The 24,516-nt window shown below is 69.9% G+C and carries 14 protein-coding genes; 10 read left to right on the top strand and 4 right to left on the bottom strand.

Annotated features, from left to right (window positions below; all coding sequences use genetic code 11):
- Nucleotides 1-29: 29 nt before the first annotated feature.
- The gene (locus KF837_22235; protein ID MBX3230057.1) at nt 30-278 is read right to left on the bottom strand and encodes a hypothetical protein; all 249 of its coding nucleotides are present in this window, start codon (nt 276-278) and stop codon (nt 30-32) included.
- 2 nt (nt 279-280) lie between these two features.
- Nucleotides 281-1,258, bottom strand: a complete 978-nt coding sequence (locus KF837_22230) for a phosphatase PAP2 family protein (GenBank protein ID MBX3230056.1) — start codon at nt 1,256-1,258, stop codon at nt 281-283.
- A gap of 167 nt (nt 1,259-1,425) precedes the next feature.
- Between KF837_22230 and KF837_22225 the strand changes: the two genes are divergently transcribed.
- The 3 genes from KF837_22225 to KF837_22215 are packed head-to-tail and all read left to right on the top strand — an operon-like array spanning nt 1,426 to nt 4,167.
- Nucleotides 1,426-2,796, top strand: coding sequence for a hypothetical protein (locus KF837_22225; GenBank protein MBX3230055.1), 1,371 nt, complete (start codon nt 1,426-1,428; stop codon nt 2,794-2,796).
- Nucleotides 2,793-3,596, top strand: coding sequence for a hypothetical protein (locus KF837_22220; GenBank protein ID MBX3230054.1), 804 nt, complete (start codon nt 2,793-2,795; stop codon nt 3,594-3,596). Before KF837_22225 ends, KF837_22220 begins: the two co-directional genes overlap by 4 nt.
- Nucleotides 3,597-3,612: 16 nt before the next feature.
- Nucleotides 3,613-4,167, top strand: a complete 555-nt coding sequence (locus KF837_22215; GenBank protein ID MBX3230053.1) for a translation initiation factor IF-2 N-terminal domain-containing protein — start codon at nt 3,613-3,615, stop codon at nt 4,165-4,167.
- 251 nt (nt 4,168-4,418) lie between these two features.
- Here KF837_22215 and KF837_22210 read toward each other — a convergent pair whose 3' ends face one another.
- Together KF837_22210 and KF837_22205 are read right to left on the bottom strand one after the other, a co-directional pair.
- Nucleotides 4,419-5,864, bottom strand: a complete 1,446-nt coding sequence (locus tag KF837_22210) for a hypothetical protein (GenBank protein MBX3230052.1) — start codon at nt 5,862-5,864, stop codon at nt 4,419-4,421.
- Between the two features lie 926 nt (nt 5,865-6,790).
- Nucleotides 6,791-7,789, bottom strand: a complete 999-nt coding sequence (locus tag KF837_22205; protein MBX3230051.1) for a sigma-70 family RNA polymerase sigma factor — start codon at nt 7,787-7,789, stop codon at nt 6,791-6,793.
- A 245-nt stretch (nt 7,790-8,034) separates the two neighbouring features.
- Between KF837_22205 and KF837_22200 the strand changes: the two genes are divergently transcribed.
- The 7 genes from KF837_22200 (at nt 8,035) to KF837_22170 (ending at nt 24,515) form a co-directional block, all read left to right on the top strand.
- Nucleotides 8,035-10,836 carry a virulence factor SrfB gene (locus tag KF837_22200; GenBank protein MBX3230050.1) on the top strand — a complete coding sequence of 934 codons (2,802 nt, stop codon included), beginning with the start codon at nt 8,035-8,037 and terminating at the stop codon, nt 10,834-10,836.
- Nucleotides 10,829-11,482 (top strand): hypothetical protein, encoded by a 654-nt coding sequence (locus tag KF837_22195; GenBank protein MBX3230049.1) that lies wholly within the window; start codon nt 10,829-10,831, stop codon nt 11,480-11,482. The genes KF837_22200 and KF837_22195 overlap by 8 nt, the downstream gene beginning before the upstream one ends.
- Nucleotides 11,479-12,729 carry a hypothetical protein gene (locus KF837_22190; protein MBX3230048.1) on the top strand — a complete coding sequence of 417 codons (1,251 nt, stop codon included), beginning with the start codon at nt 11,479-11,481 and terminating at the stop codon, nt 12,727-12,729. Before KF837_22195 ends, KF837_22190 begins: the two co-directional genes overlap by 4 nt.
- Nucleotides 12,729-15,221 (top strand): hypothetical protein, encoded by a 2,493-nt coding sequence (locus KF837_22185; GenBank protein ID MBX3230047.1) that lies wholly within the window; start codon nt 12,729-12,731, stop codon nt 15,219-15,221. The genes KF837_22190 and KF837_22185 overlap by 1 nt, the downstream gene beginning before the upstream one ends.
- Nucleotides 15,214-16,416 carry a sel1 repeat family protein gene (locus KF837_22180; GenBank protein MBX3230046.1) on the top strand — a complete coding sequence of 401 codons (1,203 nt, stop codon included), beginning with the start codon at nt 15,214-15,216 and terminating at the stop codon, nt 16,414-16,416. Before KF837_22185 ends, KF837_22180 begins: the two co-directional genes overlap by 8 nt.
- A 156-nt stretch (nt 16,417-16,572) precedes the next feature.
- Entirely contained in the window at nt 16,573-22,080 is a 5,508-nt protein-coding gene (locus KF837_22175) for a HAMP domain-containing protein (GenBank protein ID MBX3230045.1), read from the top strand.
- Nucleotides 22,080-24,515, top strand: coding sequence for a response regulator (locus KF837_22170; GenBank protein MBX3230044.1), 2,436 nt, complete (start codon nt 22,080-22,082; stop codon nt 24,513-24,515). Before KF837_22175 ends, KF837_22170 begins: the two co-directional genes overlap by 1 nt.
- The last annotated feature ends 1 nt before the right edge of the window (nt 24,516 follow it).

Genomic DNA, 24,516 nt, shown 5'->3' with positions numbered 1-24,516 from the left:
GCTCGTCGTCGCGATGACGAGCGCGGGCGCTACTGCTGGACCGGCGCCAGGCACGCGGTGGCGGCGTCGCAGTCGGGGGCGGCTTGCACGCAGTCCTCGATGATGCTGGCGCTCGGATGCGCGTTGATGGCCTGGTAGTCGCACTTCGCCCGGCCGGTGACGGGGAGGCACTTGGAGGCGAGCGCGTCGCAGGCCTCGCGACCGTCGTCGTCGTCGACGCACGCGAACACGAGGAGGACGGCGGCGGCGAGCGGGAAGAGGACGCGAAGAGGCTTCATGATCAGAACCGCCCTCCGACGCTGACGGTGCCGCCGTCGCGCGCCGGAAACGCGCCGATCCAGATCGGGCGCTCGTGCGGGGAGTCGGCGCGGTGGAGATGGACGATGAGCGCGCCGATGGCGGTGCCCGCGAGCGCGCCGGCCATGACGTCGGTCGGGAAGTGGGAGGCGCTCCGGACGCGCGAGTAGGCGATGAAGGAGGTGAGCGCGGTGCCGCCCGCGAGCGTGAGCCACGGCTTGAGCGTGCCCGGCGAGCGCTGGAACGCGATGTACGTCGCGGTGGCGGTGAGCGCCGCCGCTTCGGCGGAGTGGCCGGAGAAGAACGAGAGCGCGCTGTCGGTGACGGAGTTCTCGTACGTCTCGTAGTCGCCGCCGGCGCCGATGAAGTCGGCGCGCGCGATATAGGCCTTGGGGCGCGGGCGGCGGAAGGCGATCTTGGAGAGGTTCGTGACGCCGAGCGTGATGGTCGCGGCCTCGAGGTACATCGTGATGTCGGTCAGCGTCGCGGACGCGCCGTCGCGGAAGCCGTCGAGGATGCTGTCGAAGAGGGCGTAGCCGGCCATCGCGCCGATGGCGATGTCGGAGTAGAGCGCGGCGTTGTCGTCGACCCGCTGCCACAGCGCGCCGCGATCGATCCAGAGGAGGTCCTGCGTCGTGAAGCGCAGGCTGATCTGCTGCGGTCTCACCTCGTCCGTCCCGAGGATCGCCGACGAGAGGACGCCGAAGGCGACGCCCAGCGCGAGGACCCCGGAGTCGGCGATCGGATCGACGGCGAACTTCCCCTTCGCGCGCGTCGGAGGCTTCGTCGGGGCCGGCGTGACGTCGGTGTCGCGCCGCGGATCGTCGGGCGGACGGACCGCGGGCGGCGGCTCGGGCGGCGGCTCGGCGGGCGGTGGTTCGTCGGGCGGCTCGTCGGCGTGTGCGGAGGGGGTGAACAGCAAGAGGGCCAGGCCCGTGGCGAACGCAGCAGGCGCATGCACGCGCACGATTGGCCGCTGGCGGTCATTTCCTTCATCGCGAGGTGAAGAAAGAGCTCCCACGAGCGAGGAAGATTGCCTCCAAAACGCCGCCGACCGCAATGACGTGCTTGAACGGCCCCTTTCGAGAATCTCTCGACCGCGTCGGGCCTCGCGCTACCCTGGCCTTCATGCGGAGGCTCGGCGCGGTGCTCGTGGCGGCGGGGGCGGCGAGCGCGTGCCTGTCGTCGGCGGAGCTCTCCGGCGGCGTCGACGGCGCGCGCGACGGCGGCGCGGCGGAGACCGGCGGCGGCGTCGACGCCGGCGGAACGGTCCCAACGGACGACGCGAGCGGAGCCACGTGCGCGGCCGATCTCCAGAGCGACATCGGCAACTGCGGAGCGTGCGGTCGGGTCTGCCCGAACCGCGTGAACGCGTACGGCGTCTGCAACGGCGGCGCCTGCGAGATCGCGTGCAACACCGCCTTCGCCGACTGCGACGGCAAGGCCGAGACCGGCTGCGAGGTCTCGCTCGACAACGACACGAACCACTGCGGGGCGTGCGGGCGTTCGTGCGCCGGCGGCGCGTGCCGCGGAGGCGTGTGCCAACCGCGCACGATCGCGACGCTGCAAGGCTCGTTCAGCGGCCTCGCCGTCGACGGCGACGACCTCTACGTCTCGCTGTACACGAACCCGACCTACTCGATCGTGCGCATGAGCACCGAGGGCGCGGGGATCCGCGATCTCGCGACCGGGCTCACGCGGAGCCCGGGATCGCTCGCCGTCGACGCGACGCACGTCTACTTCACGCGCACGTACACGAGCGTCGCGGCGTCGGACGGCGCCGTCTTCCGCGTCCCGCGGAGCGGGAACGGCGAGGCGACGTCGCTCGCGACGGGAGAGCTGCTCAACGTGGGGAAGGTCCGGGTCGACGGGCGCTACGCCTACTACGCGATCGCGTCGCGGAGGGTCAGCGCGCAGGAGGTCGTCCCGGGCAAGCTGCGGCGCGTCCCGATCGACGGCTCCGACGAGGCGAGCGACGTCATGGACGTGGCTCACAGCACGACCGACTTCGTCCTCGACGGTCCCAACGTCTACGCGACGTGCGCGGGCGACAGCATCGCGGCGACTCCCCCCGCCACCGGGTCCTCCGTCGTCGGACGCGGCGTCTTCCGCTGCGCGGCGGCGGGCTGCGGCGCCACCCCGACGAAGCTCCTGACCCCGGAGAGCCTCTACTTCTACAACGCCACCGCCAACGCCAGCTCCATCTTCCTCGCCGGCGGCGTGATCGGGAAGCTGGCGAAGGCCAGCGGCGAGTATGCCTTCTTCTCCCCGTTGCGGTTCGGGAACCCGTCCGCCATCGCCGCGGACGAGGCCCGCGTCTACTGGCTCGACGGATACGATCTCTACACCGTCTTCTCGTGCCCCATCACGGGGTGCGCGGGGGCGCCCGACGAGATCCTCCTCCCCGGGTACGGGAGCACGCTCATCCTCACCAAGGACGCCATCTACGTCGCGAGCTCCGTCAGCTCGACGTCGATCATCCAGCGGATCGCGCGATGAAACGCCCCACCCTCTTCGTCGCCGCGGCGCTCCTCACCGTCTCGTCGGCCGCGCGCGCGGGCGACCGCGAGTGCGCCGCCGCGGCCGAGTCCGGACAGCTCCTCCGCAAGATGGGCAAGCTCGTCGAGGCGCAGGCGCAGCTCCGCGCGTGCGCGTCGGACTGCCCCAAGCTCGTCGAGAGCGACTGCCGGCAGTGGCTCGCCGAGATCGAGCAGCGTCTGCCGACCGTCGTCGTCGGCGCCGAGGACCACACCGGTCGCGCGATCGCGGACGTCGCGCTGAAGGTCGACGGCAAGCCGGTCGCGACGTCCCTCGACGGCCACCCGTTGTCCTTGAACCCCGGGACGCACAAGCTCGAGGTCGCGCAGTGCGGCGCGCCGGCCGTCACGCAGGACGTCACCGTCAAGGAGGGCGCGAAGGCGGTGGCGGTGAACGTCCGCTTCCCCGCGCCGCCGCCGCCGCAGGCGCAGCAGACGACGGCGACCACGACCGTGACGCCGGCTCCGAGCGCGCCGTCGCTCGTCGCGCCGATCGTCCTCGGGGCGGTGGGGGTCGCCGGGGTCGCGACGTTCTTCGCTTACCATCTCTCGGCGAAGAGCGATCTCGACGCGCTCCGCACGGACTGCGCGCCGCGGTGCGGCGGCGACCAGGTCGACACGGTCGACCGAAAGATCCTCGTGTCGCACGTCGCGCTCGGCGCGGGCGTGACGGCGCTCCTCGGCGCGGCCTTCGTCTATTTCCTCCCGCGCTTGGGGTCATCGAGGACGACCGGCGATCTCCGGGCGTGGAACACCTTTTGAAGGCGGTGCACGATCCATGAGCGACCAGCCCCCTGACGCCGACAACGATCTCACGGCGCTCAGCACAGTCTTGAACCGCGTGCGGCCGACCGTCGTCGTCCGGCGCCGCGTCTACGAGGTCGCGCAGCTCGCCGCGCCGGCGCCCGCGATGCTGCACGTCGCGCCCGACGACGACGACGACGGGCCGCCCTCCTCCGTGAACGTCGCGCGCGCGCTCGCCTCCCTCCGCGGCGACGAGCTCCGCCGTCTCGAGGAGATCCTGACCGCCGACGAAGAGCCAGCGCCGCCGTCGGTGAAGGCCGCGCCCCCGCCGGAGAGCGAGCCCACCTCCGCACGCACGGTTCCGGTCGGCGAGACGATCACGGTGCCAGAGCTCGCCCGGCGCATGGGCGTCGCGACCCAGGACCTCGTCACGACCCTCGTAGCAGCCGGCTACTTCTCGACGACCGCCAAGTCGGTCCTCACCCGCGCAAACGCAACGACCGCAGCCTGGATGTTCGGCTGGCAAGTCGCCCCCATCGACGACGAGCCAAAGCCCAAAAAGACCAACCCAACCAAAAGGAAGCGCTGACCCACGCTCGACGTTGCTTGAACCCCGGGGCCCCAGAAGCGGCCGCGACAGCGGGCGCGCAGCGCCCCGAGCGCGCAGCGCGAGGGCCGTGTCGGGGGTGGGTGTCGGGGGCGAAGCCCCCGACGTTGAACACTGAACCTGGGGCCCCAGAAGCGGCCGCGAATGCGGGCGCGCAGCGCCCCGAGCGCGCAGCGCGAGGGCCGTGTCGGGGGTGGGGGTGTCGGGGGCGAAGCCCCCGACGTTGAGAAACGTCAACTATGCGGGTTGATCCGGTACCAGATCTCGACTGGCGCGTTGCTTGGGGTCTGCGGGCAGGTGTACGACTGGAGCGAGCCGTCGAAGAGCTTCTCGGTGAGGGGGATGCGGCAGCCGCCGATCGTGTCGTCGAAGTCGAGGTCTTGGTCGACGAGCTCGAACGACAGGTTGTTGAGGAACTCGCGCGCGGGGACGCCCTTGAGCGGCGTCTCGATGAACACGGAGACGTAGGAGTCGGGCCGGACCTGCGTCTGCCCGGTATGGGAGGTGGTGCCGATGCTCGAGAACGCCTTCAAGTACGGGTCGGGCGCGCCGTCGAACGGGTCCCACGCGCTGCCGTCGTTCTTTCGGTTCGGCGTCACCGTGAACGAGACGTAGAAGTCCCAGAGCGAGTTGAGGTCGAGGGCGCACGCCTTCGTCGTCGCGCCGCACGTCCGGCCGTAGCCGCAGTCGAGGCACGCCTTCGCGCCGGTGCCGCACGCGTTCGCGAGCGTGCCGGGCTGACAACCCTGCGCGGTGCAGCAGCCGGTGAGGCACGTCGCCTTGCACGAGCCGTCGATGCACTTCTGATCGGAGCACACGAGGTCGGGGTTCTCGGCGTTGCACTTCGTGCATTCACCGCCGCCGCCGCCGCACTTGTCGGTCTGCGTGCCGGCGATGCAGTTGCCGTTGTCGCAACAGCCGCGGCAGTTGTTGGGCCCGCACGGCTCGCGGCACTGGCCCTCTTCCGTGCATAGCTGCACCGCGCTGCAGGTTTGACACGAGCTGCCGGTCTTGCCGCAGGCCTCGGCCTGCGTGCCTTCGAGGCACTTGTCGTCGCGGCAGCAACCTTTGCAGTTCTCGGCGGTGCAGGTGGAGATCTGCACCCCGCCGCCGGGGGTGACCACCTCTTCGTCGCGCCGGAACGCCTCCGCCGCGCATTGCCCGATGTCGGGAGCGGCCGTCGCGAGCGCGCCGACGATCGTGTCGTTCGCGCACGTCGCGAACGAGCCGCGGCACGCGCCGGCCTCCGCGGTGCAGGTGTCCGCGACGGCGTCGACGACCGCGTCCGCGAACGGGAGCACGAGCGCGCCGGGGAGGTTGCTCTTCGGCACGTAGAACTGCCCCGCGCAGTCGGCCACGTCGGGCGCGCACTGAGAGCAGTAGCGCTCGGCGAGCCGCGCGTGGGCGTCGGTCGGCTTCGCGCTCTTCCGCGCGCGGGTGAGGCAGGTCTGCGCGCCGCAGACGCCCGACTCGAGGCAGTCCTTCGTCGCGACGACGACGGAGGGCGAGACGGCCTTCTCGAGCGAGACGCACGCCGTCGTGAGCGTCGTATCGCACGGCTGCGGCTCCTTGCATTTCGTCGCCGCCGCCTTCGCGTTGTCGCAGAAGGACTTCGGCGCAGCCGGCGCCGGATCGGACGAGCACGCGACCACGACACCAGCAACGAAAAACGCGGACACGGCCGCACGCACGACCGAAGCAAAGCTCACTCTTCATTTGTAGCATGCTCGCGCGAGTTCAACGTCGGGGCTTCGCCCCGACACCCCACCCCAGACACGGCCCTCGCGCTTCGCGCTCGGGGCGCTTCGCGCCCGCTGGGGCGGCCGCTTCTGGGGCCCCGGGTTTTGCCAGTAGGTTTTGCTCCGCGGCGCGCCCGTGTCCGCGGAGCCATCTCGAGCCCACCACAACCATACGCAACGGGTCGCTCCTCACCGTGACGGAGAGGATGGGCTCGGCGCTGCTGCTGCGGGAAGTGGCGTGGCGCTCCTCGCCGTGGCGGAGAGGATGCTCGCCGCGCGCGCAAGACACCTCCTTCCCACGGTGGACGAGAGACCGCGCACAGGCAGGCGAGACCGCGCGCAGGGGCGGTTGGGCGATGGCGTCGGCGTGCGCGAGGCGGTTGGGCAATGGCGTCGGGGTGCGCGCGCGGGGGGTTGGGCGATGGCGTCGGGGTGCGCGCGCGGGGGGTTGGGCGATGGCGGGGAGCTTGATCCGCGACGGTGCGGATCGCGTGGTGTGCTCGGGTGGCGGGACGAGAGGGCACCACGCGAGGTGGGGGGGTTCGCGTTGCGCTTGTTCGTCGCGGGGGCGGGAGCGAGCCGGGGGGTGGGGTGGTGGACTCGGAAATGGCGCCTTGGCTGGGACGCGGGCGTGATGCGTAGCGAAAAGGCAGATCCTCGCGACGCCGCATACCGAAGGCGTTGCAGCGTGCTGGAGAGTCGTGCACGCCAAAAAAAAATTCCGCCACGACACAGCCAGCCGGGCAGTCGCGCTCGACGCGTCCTTGCCGAGCAGCGGCCACGGGCGGAGGCTTGGGGGAATCGAGGCTGCTGCGCAGGCGGGCGCGCCCGCGCCCGCGCCCGTGACGCGGGCCGACGTGCCGTCGTTACTTCGTCATTCTGGGGTCGTTGCTGTCGATGCTGGTGGCTTTGGCGGGCGGCGGCTTGGGGGAATCGAGGCTGCTCTTGCCCTTTGGTCTTGCCGGAGCCGGAGCCGGAGCCGGGGCGGGCATCGGGCCGGGGGGCGGGGCGGCGGAGGACGTCGGGCCGGGGGACGGCATCTTCATTTCCTTCGTCGGGCCCTTGCGGAGCGGGAGGGGGTCGTCGGGGGCGTCCGAGAGGGTCGGGGCGGGCGTGGGGACCGGCGGGAGCGTGATCGCCTTGTTCGCCTCGTCGCGCGCCTGCTGGACGGCGGGGGTCGTGTCGCCGGCGGGGTCGAGGCGCTTCGCGTCGTCGAGCTTCTCGATGCAGCTCGTCCACTGCGACGCCTTGCAGAGGTCGAACGCCTGGTGGCGCATCTCCTCCGCGCGCGCGACGTCGTCCTTCGCGATCGGGTTGTTGGGGTCGGGCTCCTGCGACCGCAGGTAAAGGACGACGGCCGTGATGAGGACGCCGAGCGTCGCGAGGAGCGCGACCTCCTTCTGCCAGTGCGACTTCAGGTGGCGGCGGAGACGGCTGACCCGCTGGCGCACGCGCGGCGCGGGGAGGTTCTCCGTCTCCGCGATCGACTCGAGCTTCTCGCCCTCGCCTTCGCGGAGCATCCAGTCGAGCGTGGCCTTGTTGTCGTCGCCGGGCGGGAGGTGCTTCTCCGCCCAGCGGAGGAGATCGGCCTCCTGGTGCGGCGCGGGCTTGCCCGCGACCTCCGGCATGTCGAACGTCTCGCGGATCGCGCGGCGGTGGTAGTCGACCACCTTGTTCTTCGCGACCCCGAAGATCCAGCGCCGGAACGACTCCGCGTCGGCGGGCGCGTGCGGCGACGCGAACGCGTCCGTCAACGTCGACTGCACGATGTCCTCCGCCTCGCTCTCCGGCACACGCTTCTTCACCATCGCGAGCAGCGCGGCGCGAAGATCAGGACCGATGGCAGGCGACGGATTCAGGGACATGGCGTGCACGAGGCAGCTTCGTGCGCTCGAGGAAGAGTGTGACTCAGCCATGCGAAAAATTCTTCAAGCGCCGTCCCCAATCCCGCGCCGACGGCGTGAGCGCCGGCGCACCTCCTGGAAAATCGAAGACTTGCGCGAGGCGCGTATCGTGTGTGCTGTCGGCCGATGTCCTACCGCGCGGGGGACCTCGGGGCGTCGGGGGGGACAAGCGCGGCCGCGCGCCTTAGGCTAGCGAGCGTCTGCGCATGGTGAAGAAGAAGGTCTCGCTCGGGGGCTCGTCGGACGGTGATGCCCCCTCGGCCGCCGAGGTGCCGAACACGCCGGGGTCGCGCGCCGCGTCGATCGACGTCCTCGAGCTGTTCTTCAATACCGGGATCATCCTCCACGAGGTCGCCCTCCCTCGCGGCCTGCCCGCGGTGGTGTCGAGCTTCATCGTGATGCGACCCGCCGGCGCGGCCGCCCCCGCGCCGAGCGCCGCCGCGATCTCCGTGCGCCGCGCGCAGACGGGAGAGGAGCCCGACGTCGAGATCTCCGCCGTCGACCACCTCTCCGAGCTCGCCGGCCGCTGGCTCCCGGTGCCGTTCCAGCTCTCCTGCCCGTTCGCGGTTCAAGTGTATCTTGCAACGACCGCGGGCGGCGGCGCGCGCGCGGTGCTCGCGATCGACACGCTCGAGGCGCACGGCTCGCAAGGACGCCACCTCGACGCCGCGTACGACGAAGGCCGCCCCTTCCGCGCGCTCGACAAGAACGAGGTCGGGCAGTTCTTCGAGCACGCCGAGACGCGCGAGCTCGTGCGGCGGCTCGAGCGCGCCGGGGTGGAGAAGGCGGTCTTCAAGCTCGCGGCGCTGCTCGAGACGCTCTCGCCGCTGCTCCCCAAGATCCGCTTCTCGCGCCTCGAGGCGAGCCAGCCGATCCCCGTCTCCCTCGTCCTCGATCTCGGCAACTCGCGCTCGACCGCGCTCCTCGTCGAGGGCCGCGGCGAGGGCGTCTTCGGCGTGCCGCTCGAGATGCGGAGCCTCGGCAACCCGCTCGCGACGAGCCAGGAGGCCTTCGACTCGCGCATCACGTTCCTCCCCTCCCCCTGGGACAAGACCGTGTTCCCGGTCGCGACCGGTGAGTCGTTCCAGTGGCCGAGCGTCGCGCGGATGGGCCGCGAGGCGCTCGACCGCGCGCTCGAGACGCCGCACCGCTACCAGTGCACGCTGTCGGGGCCGAAGCGCTACCTCTGGGACGATCGGCTGACCGACGAGCGCTGGTTCTTCGCGACGAAGATCGGACAGGTCGCGCCGGGGCAAGGCGGCGAGCATCGCCCCGTCTTCGGGAAGATCCTCAAGTACCTCCCCGAGGAGTCCGGCGGCACGTTCCTCCGCGAGGACGGACCGCAGACACCCGCCGATCCGCGCTACGCGCCGCGCGCGATGATGATGTTCGCGCTCGTCGAGATCCTCTGCCAGGCCTACGCGCAGATCAACGGCGCGGAGTACCGCATGTACCAGGGCAAGGAGGGCAACCCGCGCGTCCTCAAGCACCTCGTCCTCACGTACCCGTCCGCGATGCGCGAGGAGGAGCGGCGCGTCTACGACGTCCTCGTCCGCAACGCGGTCCTCCTCGCGTGCCACGTCCTCAACATCCGCCCCGAGCTGCGCCCCAACTACAACCCGCAGACGCAACAGTTCGATCCGTTCCTCTTCGTCGACGAGGCCCTCGCCGCGCAGATGGTGTTCGTCTACCAGGAGGTGCAAGGCACCTTCTCCGGCTCGATGGAGGAGCTGGTCTCGGTCTACGGCCACGAGACGAAGACGCTCCGCGTCGCGTCGGTCGACATCGGCGGCGGCACGACCGACGTCATGGTCGCGGAGTACGAGGACAAGCTGCCCGGCACCGGCACCTCGCTCTCGATCAAGAAGCTGTTCCAGGACGGCGTCAGCATCGCCGGCGACGAGGTCTGCCGCGCGATCGTCGAGGACGTCGTCTTCCCGCAGATCCTCCACCAGCTCCCCACCCAGCAGGCGAAGAGCCGCCTCCTCCACCTCTTCGGCGAGGGCGACGCCGGCCACGGCTCCGCGTGGAGGACGCTGCGCGCGCGGCTCGTGCCGTACCTCTGGATGCCGCTCGCGCGCTGCTACTGGAGCGTGGCGGAGGGCTTCCAGCTCCCGAACCACACGCCCGATCGCCACTACATGGTCTCGACCATCTTCGAGACCTTCGGCCTGCCGGCGGCGAGCCCCGCGATCCTCGGCGAGGGCGACAAGTTCCTCGAGCACGAGGTCGAAGGTTGGCCCGGCTTCCAGAACCTGTTCTTCCGCTTCGACGCGCTCGAGGTCGAGCGCGCGATCGAGCGCGTGCTGCGCGAGCCGCTCCGGCGCTACGCGGACATCCTCGCGCAGTTCGACGTCGACCTCCTCGTCCTCGCGGGGCGCACCTCCGCGATCCCCTGCATCAAGCGGCTCTTCACGAACGAGATGCCGGTCTCCCCTCCCCGCATCCGCTCGATGGCCAAATACAAGGTCGGCGAGTGGTACCCGTCGAAGTGGAAGGACCAGGGCACGATCCGCGACCCGAAGTCGACCGTCACCGCCGGCGCGGCGGTGCTCCACCTCGCGAGCCGCAACAAGCTCCCCGGCTTCCTGATCGACGACATCGTCGAGGCGGAGCAGCGGCCGATCTACGGCCTCTATCAGGACGTCGAGCCGCACATCGCGCGCGCGAACGAGCTGTTCCCCGGCGGCGCGAACGAATCGCAGCCCTTCGTCTACACCCACGGCATGCGGGTCGGCTTCCGCAACGTCGACTCGCAAGAGATGGAAGGCTCCCCCCTCCTCGAGGTCCGCCCCGCGAACGCCGACGTCGAGTCCGCGCTCCTCGAGGACCGCGTCGCGATCCGCTTCGGGCGCGCGCGCGACGGATCGATCCAGATCACGAACGTGCAGAGCCAGCGCAACACGTACCAGTTCGACGCCGGCGACTTCACCCTCGCGCTGAAGACGGCCGCCTTCGATCGCTACTGGCTCGACACCGGCGTCTTCAAGAGCACCACCCATGGATGATCAGGAGATCAAGCGCGCGGTGATCGCCGCGCTCGAGAAGTCGGTGCCGGCGAGCGAGCTCGCCGACGTCGTGCGGCAGTACGCGCGCGGGCCGCGGCCGACCTACCCCGACACCGGCGAGGACGCCCCGTCCGCCGGCGCGCAGAAGCTCCTCACCCGGATCGTGCTCGGCGACATCCTCGACGACGGCATCCTCGCCGCGCGCCCCAGCGATCCGGCGTTCCCGCTGCGGCTCTTCTTCGCCGAGCTCTCGCGCCTCCTCGGCACCGACGTGGAGACGTTCTCCGACCACGCCTTCGTCCTCGCGAGCGGCCTCAACTTCTTCTTCCGCGCGACGATGGATCCCGAGGCGAAGATGCGCGTCGGTATCGAGGTGAGCAAACAGCTGTACTCCCTCGCCCACGCCGCCCAGATCGATCGTCACATCTTCGCGAAGTCGACGCCGCTCCTCGCCGCGCTGATGACGAACGAGCTCGAACGACTCAAGTTCGAGAGCGTGGACCACATCAAGGTGTTCGACTCCGCCCTCCACGAGCGCGCGCCCGGCGCCGACCCGACCTCGTTCGCGATCTCGCGGCCCGCGTCGTTCCTCTGCCGCGTCGCCAGCAACAACGCGATCAAGGTGAAGGCCGAGGTGCACACGTGAGCGACTCGACGTGGCTGCCGAACCTCGTCGGCGGGACTTCCATGTGGAAGCTCGCCGTCGACCTCAACGAGGCGAAGTTCTTCGACGGGCGGCTCCTCGTCCCGGAGACGGAGGGCTCCGAGTCGCTCCCGGTCACGGTGCGCTGGGACCTCACCGGGCTCATCCCGCTCGCGGAGGCGCGCGCGCAGCACCCCGAGGACGCCGCGCAGGCGACGAAGGACTTTCAGGCCGCGCTCGAGCGCGTGGCGAAGGTCTTCGCGACGCCGAACAGCGGCTTCGACAAGTACAAGTCCGCGTTCACGGTGCCGTCGCTCGACGCCGACGACGGCGCGAACTACTTCTACTCCCCGGCGAAGAAGAAGCTCTTCGTCATCAACTGGGGCGCCTCCCCGCGCGCGATGGGGGGCAAGGCCGAGTACGTCTTCGGCTTCGAGGACTGGGCGAAGCAGTGGGCCGATCCCGCCGCGCTCGCAGTCGCGGGCGGCGCCGCCGCCCTCGCGACGGCGGCGGTCGCGGCCGACGCCAAGCCGGCCGAGGCGCCGAAGAAGGAAGAGAAGAAAGACGAGAAAAAAGACGAGAAGAAGAAAGACGAGAAAAAGGGGCGACCGTGGTGGGTGTGGCCGCTCTTCGGCCTCCTCGTCATCGCGCTGATCCTGCTCGCGCTCTTCCTCCTCAAGGCGTGCGAGGAGCAGAAGGCGAAGGAGCTCGCGGAGGCGGGCCTCCCCGACGGCGCGACGTTGCTCGACGACGGCGCGGTGCTCCTCGCCGACGGCGCGGTCGTCTCGCTCGACGCGGCGCTCGCGGCGGACGACGACGCCGGCGCGGACGCAGGGGCCGACGCCGCGGCGGCCGACGACGGCGGCGACGGCGGCGACGCGGGCGCGCAGGGCGACGGCGGCTCCGACGCGGGGGCCGACGGCGGCAAGAGCACGAAGAACGACGGCGGCGCGGGCGACGACGACGACGATGACGACGACGTGCTCGGCTCGTCCGGCGGCGGTGGTGGTGGCGGCGGCACGGTGATCGTGAAGACGTTCCCCGGCCCGAGCGGCGGCGCCAAGACGCCGACGCATCGCAAGCACTACTCGAACGACGCCGTGCACTGGCGCATCACCGGCGGTCAGAACAAGGTCTCGCGCACGGAGGACAGCGGCCACCGCTTCGACGTGTGGCTCCAGCCGGGCCAGACCTTCGAGGGCGTGAAGGTCGAGTGGCAGGACTCGAGCGGAAAGTGGCACGTGCACTGATGGGAGATCTCGTCGCGACGCTGGAGCAGGCGATCACGGAGACGCAGTCGGTCATCGCCGGGAACCAGGAGGCCGAGAACGAGGCGGTGCTCCTGCGCGACCTCGCGCTCCGGACGCGGAAGCTGCGGCGCGCGTGGGCGCGGAAGCAGAGCCTCGGCCTCTTCGGGCCGTCGCAGGCGGGCAAGAGCTTCCTCGTCGGCGCGCTGCTCTCGCACGAGGTCGGATCGCTCGAGGTGCTCTCGCGCGGCGGCGCGGTCGACTTCCTGAAGGAGATCAACCCGGCGAAGGGCGTCGAGTCGACCGGCGTCGTCACGCGCTTCACCGCCCAGCCCGCGCCGCCGCTCCGCCGCGGCGACTTCTACTGCGAGCTCCTCTCCCTCGAGTCGGTGCTGCAGTCGATGGCGACCGGCTTCCTCGTCGAGTGCACGTCGCCCGCGCTCGACGTCGATCGCGTGGAGCGCACGCTGCGCGAGGCGCGCCTCCAGGCCGGCCCGCCCGCGCCCGCGGTCTACGCGCGCGCCTGGGAGACCGTCTGGCACGAGCTCACGAAGAAGTACCAGGACCGGCACCCGTACCTGAACGAGCTCCGGCGCCACCCCGCGCTGAAGCAGGGGATCGACGTCGTCACCGCCGCGGGCTGGCAGCTCGTGTACTCGCTCCTCTGGGGCGGCCCCGGCCACGCGCAGGACCTCGACGCGCTGATGCGCACGCTCGTCGCGGGCATCGAGCAGCTCGGGCACGCCGAGGCGGTCGAGGTCGGGCTCGCGCACGTGCGGGCGTCGAGCGACGCGCCCTCCGTCATCGACGCCTCGTGCCTCAACGCGCTCGGGACCTCGCGCACGGTCGTGCCCGCGACGACGATCGACGGCCGCGACAGCGCGCTCGATCCCGGCGTCCTCGCCGCGCTCATCGCCGAGATCCGGCTCCCGCTCCGCGGCGTGCCCGGCTCGCTCCTCGACAAGGCCGACCTCCTCGACTTCCCGGGTGGACGCGCGCTGAAGGGCATCAACGGCTTCGGCCCCGCCGAGCTCAACACCGGGAAGCTCGAGAACGCGATCGAGGTCTTCAAGCGCGGGAAGCTCACCTACCTCTTCGAGCAGTACTCGGTCGATCGCGAGATCACGGCGCTCCTCCTCTGCTCGCCGGGGCCGACGAAGCCGGAGGCGATCCAGCTCCAGTCCCAGGTCGAGAGCTGGCTCGCGATCCGGCACGGCTCCGCGACGCCGAAGGACCCGAAGGAGATCGAGCACCCCTCCCTCTTCATGGCGCTCACGAAGTTCGACATGAGCCTCGGCGCGCTCCGGAGCGACAACGCGAAGGACCGCTGGGACTCGCGCATCGAGGAGGCGTGCATCGACTTCTGGGCGCGGAGCCACGCCTCGTGGATCTTGAACTGGGGCGCGAAGAGCCGCCCCTTCACGAACCTCTTCTGGATCCGGAACCCGTACGCCGATCAGATGCAGGCGCTCAAGCCGGGCGAGCCCGACTACGAGAAGGTCAAGGAGGGCTACCTCGCGTCGCGCGCCGCGAACACGTACTTCGGCGCGATCGCGGAGAAGTGGGCCGCGGTCGAGGGCGTCGATCCCACCACCGACCTGCCGCGGAGCGGGATCCCGCTCCTCGCGACGCACCTCAAGGACAAGCTCGCGGAGGACATCAAGGGCAAGGAGCTCGGCGCCGAGGCGCGCGCGATCCGCTCCGAGCTCCTCAGCGTGCTGAAGGCGCTCACGCCCTCTCGCGACGAGACGGAGGCGCGCGCGCGGCGCATCGAAGAGGCGAAGCAGCTCGTCTCCGCGATGGACGCCGAGATGCAGCGGCGCTCGAGCGGGGCGGTGTTCGGCGAGTTCGTCGACAAGATCGTCCCCCCCGAGAACGACGTCGAGGCGGAGGTGAAGAAGGTCCTCGACGCCGTCTTGCCGATGAGCATCAAGGCGAGCGACAAGGTGAAGAAGGTCCTCGTCCACGTCCTCAAGTGGTGGGCGAAGACGGCGGCGGAGCGCCTGCGCGAGAGCGAGCTCGCGATCCCGCACGCGCAGGCCGAGAGCTTCGTGCGCGAGGTCTGCACCTCGAAGCTGCTGCTGCCGATCCTCGGCCAGGCCATCTTCCCCTACTTCGGGCGCACGCAGATCGACGTCGGCCTCGTGGCGATGGTCCTCCGCGTGAAGATCACGGACGGCATGCTCGCGCTGATGACCCCGCAGAAGCGGCGCACGCCGGAGGGTCCGGTGCGCCTCTCCTACGCCGAAGACGCGGCCGAGACCGCGGCGACGGTGGACTGGAGCGCGGTCGACTTCGACGACGAGCCGGCGGAGCCCACCGGCAACGGCATGTCGATCGTGTTCGCCGGCAACCGCTACTACTCGCTCTGGTCGAACGGCCTCGGCGACTTCTACGTCCGGAGCGGCGGGTCGCGCCCCAACCTCATGGAAGACGCCCGCGCCTCCCGCTTGCTCGAAGTGCTGAAGCGGGTGGAAACTGCAGGGGATGGCTGACGCTCGGCCGGAGGAAGCGCCTGACGACGAGGAGATCGAGGACGCGCTCGATCTCGACCTCGACGGGATGAAGCTGCGCGGTGACGTCGACGGCATCCTCGATCTCGCGAAGGCGTACCGCTCCGGCAAGGCCCCCGGCGGGCGCGACCTGAAGAAGTGCTACGAGGCGTACAAAGTCGCGGCCGAGCTCGGGAGCGGCGACGGTGACTACGCCGTCGCGCTGTTCCACCTCACCGGCGGCGTCGTCAGCCAGGACCTCAAGGAGGGCACGACGCGCCTCCGCGCGGCGGCGGAGAAGGGCTCCGTCCCGGCGAAGGTCTACCTCGGCAACCTCTACGAGCTCGGGATCTTCTACAAGGCGGACAAGGAGAAGGCGGACGTCTGGTACCGCAACGCGGCGCGCGGCGCGCACGTCGAGTCCGATCCCGGCAGCGACGACTACAAGCAGGAGCTCGCCGAGCTCGGATGCGCGCGCTACGTCCTCGCGCTCACGAGCGGGGACCTGCTCGACGAGGCCGACAAGGCGCGCCTCCTCCAGCGCGCGAAGGCCCACGGCTACGGCCTCAGGATCAAGGACGACAGCGGTCCGCTCTCCGTCACGCCGGGCGATCGCCCTACCCTCCAAGCCGCGCTCGAAGGCGCCGAGAAGCTGCCCGACGGGCTCTCGGAGAAGATCCGCGTCGCGAGCGTCCCGCCGCCGGCGCCGGCTCCGGCGAAGGACGACGCGAAGAAGGCCGCCGCGGAAAAGAAGCCGAAGCCGGCGGGGCCGACGCAGGCGCAGATCGCGCTCGGCGCGTTCGGCTACGCGCTCCTCTTCGTGCTCGCCGGCGCGGGCGCGGGCTACGCCGCGGTCTACGGCGCGGAGGAGCTGATCGAGAACGGCACGAAGCTCCCCCTCGTCGGCACGCAGACCGAATACGTCTTCCCGATCGTCTGCGGCGTGCTCGGCGTCCTGCCGGCCGGCGTCGGCTACAAGCTGGGCGCGTGGCTCAAGGCCCTCATCATGGGCGCCGCGATGGCGGGCGTCGGCTGGGTGGCGTGGGGGACCGGCAAGGCCGCGCTGCACGCGAGCCGCCCCATCCAGGCGAGCGCGTTCGCGCTCGCCGGCTTCCTCGCCGCGCTCTTCGTCCTCGGTCTGCTCGGAGGAACGAAGAAGCAGCCTCCGCGCGCGCCGACGAAGAAGAAGGCGCTCTGAGCGAGCCGGACCATTTCGCCACGGTTTCGGTTCCCCGAACCAGAACGCCACAGGGGCACGCCGTCGCGTTGTGAGAATTCCGACGAACGGGTACCCCTTTGCCTTGCGTCTCTGCGTGCCGCGATCGTTCGGCGCGGGAACGCGTGGAGGGTTTCCATGGCGTCGAAGTCGACGGTCGTGACGGCGGCACCGGGCGGGAGGTCGAAGAAGAAGACCAAGAAGACCGCGAACGGGAACGGACACGCTCCAGGAAGCCCGCCGCGCGCGCGCGCCGGCACGTCGACGATGATGAACGCGATGGGCGACACCGTGCCCGTCACCGAGTGGGACCTCCTCTCGGCCGACACGCGGCGCGAGGTCGACCACCTCATCGAGGTGCTGAAGGCGATCAAGCAGGGCGACTTCCAGGCCCGCGTCGAATACTCGAAGAACGGCATCCTCAACCGCGTCGGCGAGCTCGTGAACGACATCGTCGCGCAGAACGAGCACATGTCGAGCGAGCTCGTGCGCGTCGCGAAGGTCGTCGGGCAGGAAGGCCGCATGCACGAGCGCGCCTCCGTCGGCGCCGCGCGCGGCTCGTGGGCGGCGGGGATGACCTCGGTCAACCAGCTCATCGCCGACCTCGTGTCGCCGACGAACGAGGTCGCGCGCGTCATCACCGCCGTCGCGCGCGGGGACCTCTCGCAGAAGATGGTCCTCGAGATCGAAGGGCGCCCCGTCCGCGGCGAGTTCCTCCGCATCGGCACCACCGTCAACAGCATGGTCGATCAGCTGAACTCCTTCGCGGCGGAGGTCACCCGCGTCGCGAAGGAGGTCGGCAACGAAGGCAAGCTCGGCGGGCAGGCCGAGGTCAAAGGCGTCAGCGGCACGTGGAAGGACCTGACCGACAACGTCAACGGCCTCGCCGCGAACCTCACCGCCCAGGTCCGTAACATCGCGAAGGTCACCACCGCCGTCGCGCAGGGCGACCTCTCCCAGAAGATCACCGTCGACGCGAAGGGCGAGATCCTCGAGCTGAAGAACACGATCAACGTCATGGTCGATCAGCTCTCGTCGTTCGCGGCGGAGGTCACCCGCGTCGCGAAGGAGGTCGGCAACGAAGGCAAGCTCGGCGGCCAGGCGGAGGTCCGCGGCGTCTCCGGCACGTGGAAGGACCTGACCGACAACGTCAACGGCCTCGCCGCGAACCTCACCGCCCAGGTCCGTAACATCGCGAAGGTCACCACCGCCGTCGCGAACGGCGACTTGAGCCAGAAGATCACCGTCGACGCGCGCGGCGAGATCTACGAGCTGAAGAACACGATCAACACGATGGTCGACACGCTGCGGAGCTTCGCGGCGGAGGTGACGCGCGTCGCGAAGGAGGTCGGCAACGAGGGCAAGCTCGGCGGCCAGGCGGACGTCAAGGGCGTCTACGGCACGTGGAAGGACCTGACCGACAACGTCAACGGCCTCGCGTCGAACCTCACCGTGCAGCTCCGTGACGTCTCGCGCGTCGCGACCGCGATCGCGAACGGCGACCTCACCCAGAAGATCACCGCCGACGTGAAGGGCGAGATCCTCCAGATCAAGGACGTCATCAACCGGATGGTCGATCAGCTGAACTCCTTCGCGGCGGAGGTCACCCGCGTCGCGAAGGAGGTCGGCACCGAAGGGAAGCTCGGCGGTCAGGCCGACGTCAAAGGTGTCAGCGGCACGTGGAAGGACCTCACCGACAACGTCAACGGCCTCGCCGCGAACCTCACCGCCCAGGTCCGCAACATCGCGAAGGTCACGACCGCCGTCGCGAACGGCGACTTGAGCCAGAAGATCACCGTCGACGCGCGCGGCGAGATCCTCGAGCTGAAGAACACGATCAACGTCATGGTCGATCAGCTCTCCTCGTTCGCGGCGGAGGTGACGCGCGTCGCCAAGGAAGTAGGCACCGAGGGAAAGCTCGGCGGACAGGCGAACGTCAAGGGCGTCAGCGGCACCTGGAAGGACCTGACCGACAACGTCAACGGCCTCGCCGGCAACCTCACCGTGCAGCTCCGCGACGTCTCGCGCGTCGCGACCGCGATCGCGAACGGCGACCTCACCCAAAAGATCACCGCCGACGTCCGCGGCGAGATCCTCCAGATCAAGGACGTCATCAACCGGATGGTCGATCAGCTGAACTCCTTCGCCGCGGAGGTCACCCGCGTCGCGAAGGAGGTCGGCACCGAAGGAAAGCTCGGCGGCCAGGCCGACGTCAAAGGCGTCTCCGGCACCTGGAAGGACCTCACCGACAACGTCAACGGCCTCGCCGCGAACCTCACGAGCCAGGTCCGCAACATCGCGAACGTCACGACCGCCGTCGCGAACGGCGACTTGAGCCAGAAGATCACGGTCGACGCGCGCGGCGAGATCTCCGAGCTGAAGAACACGATCAACGTCATGGTCGATCAGCTCCGCTCCTTCGCCGCGGAGGTCACCCGCGTCGCAAAAGAGGTCGGCACCGAAGGAAAGCTCGGCGGCCAGGCCGACGTCAAAGGCGTCTCCGGCACCTGGAAGGACCTCACCGACAACGTCAACGTCCTCGCCGCGAACCTCACCACCCAGGTCCGCAACATCGCGAAGGTCACGACCGCGGTCGCGAAGGGCGACCTCTCCCAGAAGATCACCGTCGACGCGAAGGGAGAGATCCTCGAGCTGAAGAACACCATCAACACGATGGTCGACACGCTGAACAGCTTCTCCGCCGAGGTCACCCGCGTCGCGAAGGAGGTCGGCACCGAGGGCAAGCTCGGCGGTCAGGCCGACGTCAAAGGCGTCTTCGGGACGTGGAAGGACCTCACCGACAACGTCAACGTCCTCGCGTCGAACCTCACCGTACAGCTCCGCGACGTCTCGAAGGTCGCGACCGCGATCGCGAACGGCGACCTCACCCAGAAGATCACGGTCGACGTCAAAGGGGAGATCCTCCAGATCAAGGACGTCATCAACAAGATGGTCGACCAGCTGAACTCCTTCGCCGCCGAAGTGACGCGCGTCGCGAAGGAGGTCGGCACCGAAGGGAAGCTCGGCGGCCAGGCGGAGGTCACGGGCGTCAGCGGCACGTGGAAGGACCTCACCGACAACGTCAACGTCATGGCCTCGAACCTCACGAAGCAGGTCCGCGGCATCGTCAAGGTCGTCACCGCCGTCGCGAACGGCGACTTGAGCCAGAAGTTCGTCCTCGAGGCGAAGGGCGAGGTCGCCGCCCTCGCCGAGACGATCAACAACATGACCGACACCCTCCGCACCTTCGCGGATCAGGTCACCACCCTCGCGCGCGAGGTCGGCATCGAAGGCAAGCTCGGCACCGAGGCGCGCGTGCCCGGCGCGTTCGGGGTGTGGCGCGACCTCACCGACAACGTCAACATCATGGCCTCGAACCTCACGAAGCAGGTCCGCGGCATCGTCAAGGTCGTCACCGCCGTCGCGAGCGGCGACCTCTCGCAGAAGTTCGTCCTCGAGGCGAAGGGCGAGGTCGCCGCCCTCGCCGAGACGATCAACAACATGACCGACACCCTCCGCATCTTCGCGGACCAGGTCACCACCGTCGCGCGCGAGGTCGGGTTCGAAGGGAAGCTCGGCGGTCAGGCGAAGGTGCCGGGCGCGGCCGGGACGTGGCGCGACCTCACCGACAACGTGAACCAGCTCGCCGGGAACCTCACCTCGCAGGTGCGCGCGATCGCGGAGGTCTCCACCGCCGTCGCGAAGGGCGACCTCACGCGCAGCATCTCGGTCGAGGCGCAGGGCGAGGTCGCCGCGCTCAAAGACAACATCAACCAGATGATCGCGAACCTGAAGGACACGACGCACAAGAACCAGGAGCAGGACTGGCTGAAGACCAACCTCGCCCGGTTCTCGAGCATCATGCAGGGCCAGCGCAACATCATGTCGGTGGCGCAGCTCATCATGAGCGAGCTCACCCCGCTCGTCGACGCGCAGCACGGCGCGTTCTACATGCTCGACGAGTCGAGCGGCGAGCCGGCGCTGAGCCTCATCGCGTCGTACGGCTTCGGCGGCCGGAAGAGCCTCGCGACGTCGTACCGGATGCGGGAGAGCCTCATCGGGCAGTGCGCGTTCGAGAAGAAGCGCATCCTCGTCGTCGAGGTCCCGCAGGACTTCATCTACATCTCGACCGGCATGGGCGAGGCGCCGCCGCGCAGCGTCGTCGTGCTCCCGGTCCTCTTCGAGGGCGACGTGAAGGCCGTGATCGAGCTCGCGACGTTCCGCCGCTTCGACCCGAACCACCTCACCTTCCTCGATCAGCTGATGGACTCCGTCGGCGTCATCCTCAACATGATCTCGAGCTCGATGCGCACCGACGAGCTGCTCCAGCAGCTCAAGAAGTCGAACGCGGAGCTCGAGGAGCAAGCCGCGGAGCTGAACGACAAGGCGAAGCTCCTCGAGGTGAAGAACAACGAGGTGGAGCTCGCGTCGCGCAGCCTCGAGGAGAAGGCGGAGCAGCTCCAGCTCATCTCCAAGTACAAGTCCGAGTTCCTCGCGAACATGAGCCACGAGCTCCGGACGCCGCTGAACTCGCTCCTCATCCTCTCGAAGATGCTCGCCGAGAACTCGGCCGGGAACCTGACCGCGGAGCAGGTGAAGTTCGCGCAGACGGTCTACACCTCCGGCAACGACCTGCTCTCGCTCATCAACGAGATCCTCGACCTCTCGAAGGTCGAGGCCGGCAAGATGCCGATCGACCCGCGCATCGTGCCGATCACGGACGTGCGGGACTACCTCGAGCAGACGTTCCGGCACATGGCCGACCAGAAGGGCCTCTCCTTCGACGTGAAGCTCGAAGAGACCGCGCCGCGGACGCTCTTCACCGACGTGAACCGCCTCCAGCAGATCCTGAAGAACCTGCTCTCGAACGCGTTCAAGTTCACGAGCAAGGGCTCCGTCACGCTGACCTTGAAGCGCGGCGCGAAGGAGACGATCAGCTTCGTCGTCACCGACACCGGCATCGGCATCGCGCCGGAGAAGCAGAAGCTGATCTTCGAGGCGTTCCAGCAGGCGGACGGCACGACGAGCCGCAAGTACGGCGGCACCGGCCTCGGCCTCACGATCAGCCGCGAGATCGCGCGCCTGCTCGGCGGCACGATCGACGTCGTCTCGGTGCCGGATCAGGGCAGCACGTTCACGCTCTCGCTGCCGGTGCAGTACATCGGCCCCGAGGCCGCGCCCGACGGAGCGACCGCCGACCTCGAGCCCGGCCCCGAGGTCCCACCCCTGCCGGAGGACGCCGACTTCACGGGGACGCGCGTGCTCGTCGTCGACGACGACATGCGGAACATCTTCGCGATCAAGAGCGCGCTCGAGGCGCGGGGGGTCGAGGTCCTCCACGCCGAGAACGGCAAGAAGGCGCTCGAGATCCTCAACGCGACGCCCGACGTGAACCTGATCCTGATGGACACGATGATGCCGGAGATGGACGGGCTCACCGCGACGCGCGCGATCCGCGACATCCTCCAGTTCCAGTCGCTCCCGATCATCTCCGTCACGGCGAAGGCGATGAAGGGCGATCGCGAGAAGGCGCTCGAGGCCGGCGCCTCGGACTACGTCACGAAGCCGGTCGATCCCGAGCACCTCCTCTCCGTCATCTACATGTGGCGTCGCCGCGCGGTCGCGCTGCAGAAACAGCTCTCCTGATGCAAGCAAACGAGCCGGCGAGCATCTTGCTCGTCGACGACACACCCGCGAACCTGTTCGCGCTCTCCGCGGTGTTGAAGCCGCTGGGCGCGCGGATCGTGGAGGCCAAGTCCGGGCCCGAGGCGATCGAGCACGTCGCGAAGGAGTCGTTCGCGGTCGCGCTGCTCGACGTGCAGATGCCGGAGATGGATGGGTTCGAGGCGGCCGAGAAGATCCGCGCGATGGACGGCGGGCGCGAGCTGCCGATCATCTTCCTCACCGCGATCCACCGCGACGATCGCTTCGTGAAGCGCGGCTACGACGCGGGGGCGGCGGACTACATCACGAAGCCCTTCGACGCCGACATCGTCCGCGCCCGCGTGCGCGCCTTCGTGAAGCTCTACGAGCAGCGCGAGGCCACGCGCCAGGCGCAGGTCGCGGTCCGCACGCAGGAGCGCGACGAGGCGATCCGCCGGCTCGTCGCGTTCGAGCGCATCGCGACCGCGGCGCTCCAGACCGCGGACCTGTCCGCCTTCCTCAACGAGCTGCTCGGCGTGTTCATGAGCGCGGCGGCGGACGCGGACTCGGCCACGATCCTGCTCCGCGACGGCGACGAGCTCCGCGTGCAGGCCTCTGTCGGGCTCGAGGACGCGCTGATCGAGCGCTTCCCGGTGAAGGCGGGCGACAGCTTCGTCGGGTCGGTCGCGGCGTCGCGCCAGCCGATGGAGCTCCACGACGCGGCGGCGTCCTCGAGCGTGCGCAGCCCCGCGCTGAGAGCGCGCGGGACGAAGGGGCTCTACGCCGTGCCGCTCCTCCACGACGGAGACGTCCTCGGCGTCGCGCACATCGGCTCGGTGCGGACCGACACGTTCTCCGACGCGGACAAGCGGCTCTTCGGCGCGATGGTGGAGCGCGCGGCTTGGGCGGTCGGCGAGCGCGTGAAGCGCGCGCGGCTCCACGAGATCCTCGCCTCGGCGCCGGCGATGATCGCGATCTTGAAGGAGGACGGGGCGGTCGACTTCCGGAACGCCACGTACGAGGGGTTCTTCGGGAGCGCGCTCGAGGCGCCGCTCGCCGCGCTCGCCGCCGCGGCGCAAGAGAGCGGCGAGACGCGCGCGGCCGACGAGCTCAAGGTCTCCGGCGACCGCGTCGTGCGCGCGGCCGCGAAGCCGCTCCGGAACCACGCCGGCTCGGTCGATCGGGTGGTCCTCTTCGCGATCGACGTCACCGCGCAGGCCAACGTCCGCGCGCAGCGGTCGCGCCTGTTGGAGCTCGAGCGGACCGCGCGCCTCGAGGCCGAGACCGCGAGCCGGATGAAGGACGAGTTCCTCGCCACGGTGTCGCACGAGCTCCGGACCCCGCTCAACGCGATCCTGGGGTGGACCGTCACCGCGCGCGCGAAGTCGCCGCCGGAGCTCGATCGCGCGCTCTCGATCGTCGAGCGCAACGCCCGCGCGCAGGCGCGCATGATCGAGGACGTCATCGACGTGTCGCGCGTCACGAGCGGCAAGCTCCGCCTCGACATGTCCGACGTCGTGCTCGACGACGCGGTGAGCGCTGCGCTCGACGCGGTGCGCCCCGCCGCGCTGGCGAAGAACATCACCCTCACCGTCGAGACGCCGGCGCGCGTCGTGCTCCACGCGGACGCGCAGCGGCTCCAGCAGATCGTCTGGAACCTCCTCTCGAACGCGATCAAGTTCACGCCGAAGGACGGCCACGTGAAGCTCGTGACCTCGCGCGAGGACGACGACGTGACGCTCACGGTAGAGGACGACGGCGAAGGGATCGAGCCGCAGTTCCTCGCCCACGTGTTCGAGCCGTTCCGCCAGGCCGACGCGTCCACCACCCGGCGCCACGGCGGCCTCGGCCTCGGCCTCGCGATCGTGAAGCAGATGGTCGACGCGCACGGCGGCACGATCTCGGTGCACAGCGACGGACCCGGCGCGGGCGCGCGGTTCACGATCGTGTTCCCCGTCGCGGGCACCTCCGCGACCGACAGCGCCGCGGCGCAGGTCCCCTCGCGCCCGCCGCTCCCCGACGGCGATCGGATCACGCTCGGCGGGATCAAGGTGCTGGTCGTGGACGACGACGACGACGCGCGCTCGCTCCTCGCGCACATCCTCGCCGAGCGCGGCGCCTCGGTCGCGGAGGCGGACTCCGCGAGCTCCGCGTTCGACGAGGTCGAGCGCTTCCGCCCCGACGTCATCGTGAGCGACATCGCGATGCCGGGCGGCGACGGCTACGGCCTCATCCGCGCGGTGCGCGCGCTGCCGCTCGAGCGCGGCGGGCGCACGCCCGCGATCGCGGTGACGGCGCACGCGCGCCAGTCCGACGGCGAGCGCGCGTTCGCGGCCGGCTTCCAGGGTCACATGCCGAAGCCGGTCGACCTCTCGCGCCTGGTCTCGATGATCAAGAACCTCTCCGGACGCTCGTACGACGAGCAAGCGAAGGCCTGAA

Source organism: Labilithrix sp. (genome assembly GCA_019637155.1).
In the GTDB taxonomy this organism is placed as follows: domain Bacteria; phylum Myxococcota_A; class Polyangia; order Polyangiales; family Polyangiaceae; genus Labilithrix.
The sequence above is the reverse complement of the archived record's forward strand: the minus strand, read 5'-3'. Positions and strand labels throughout refer to the sequence as shown.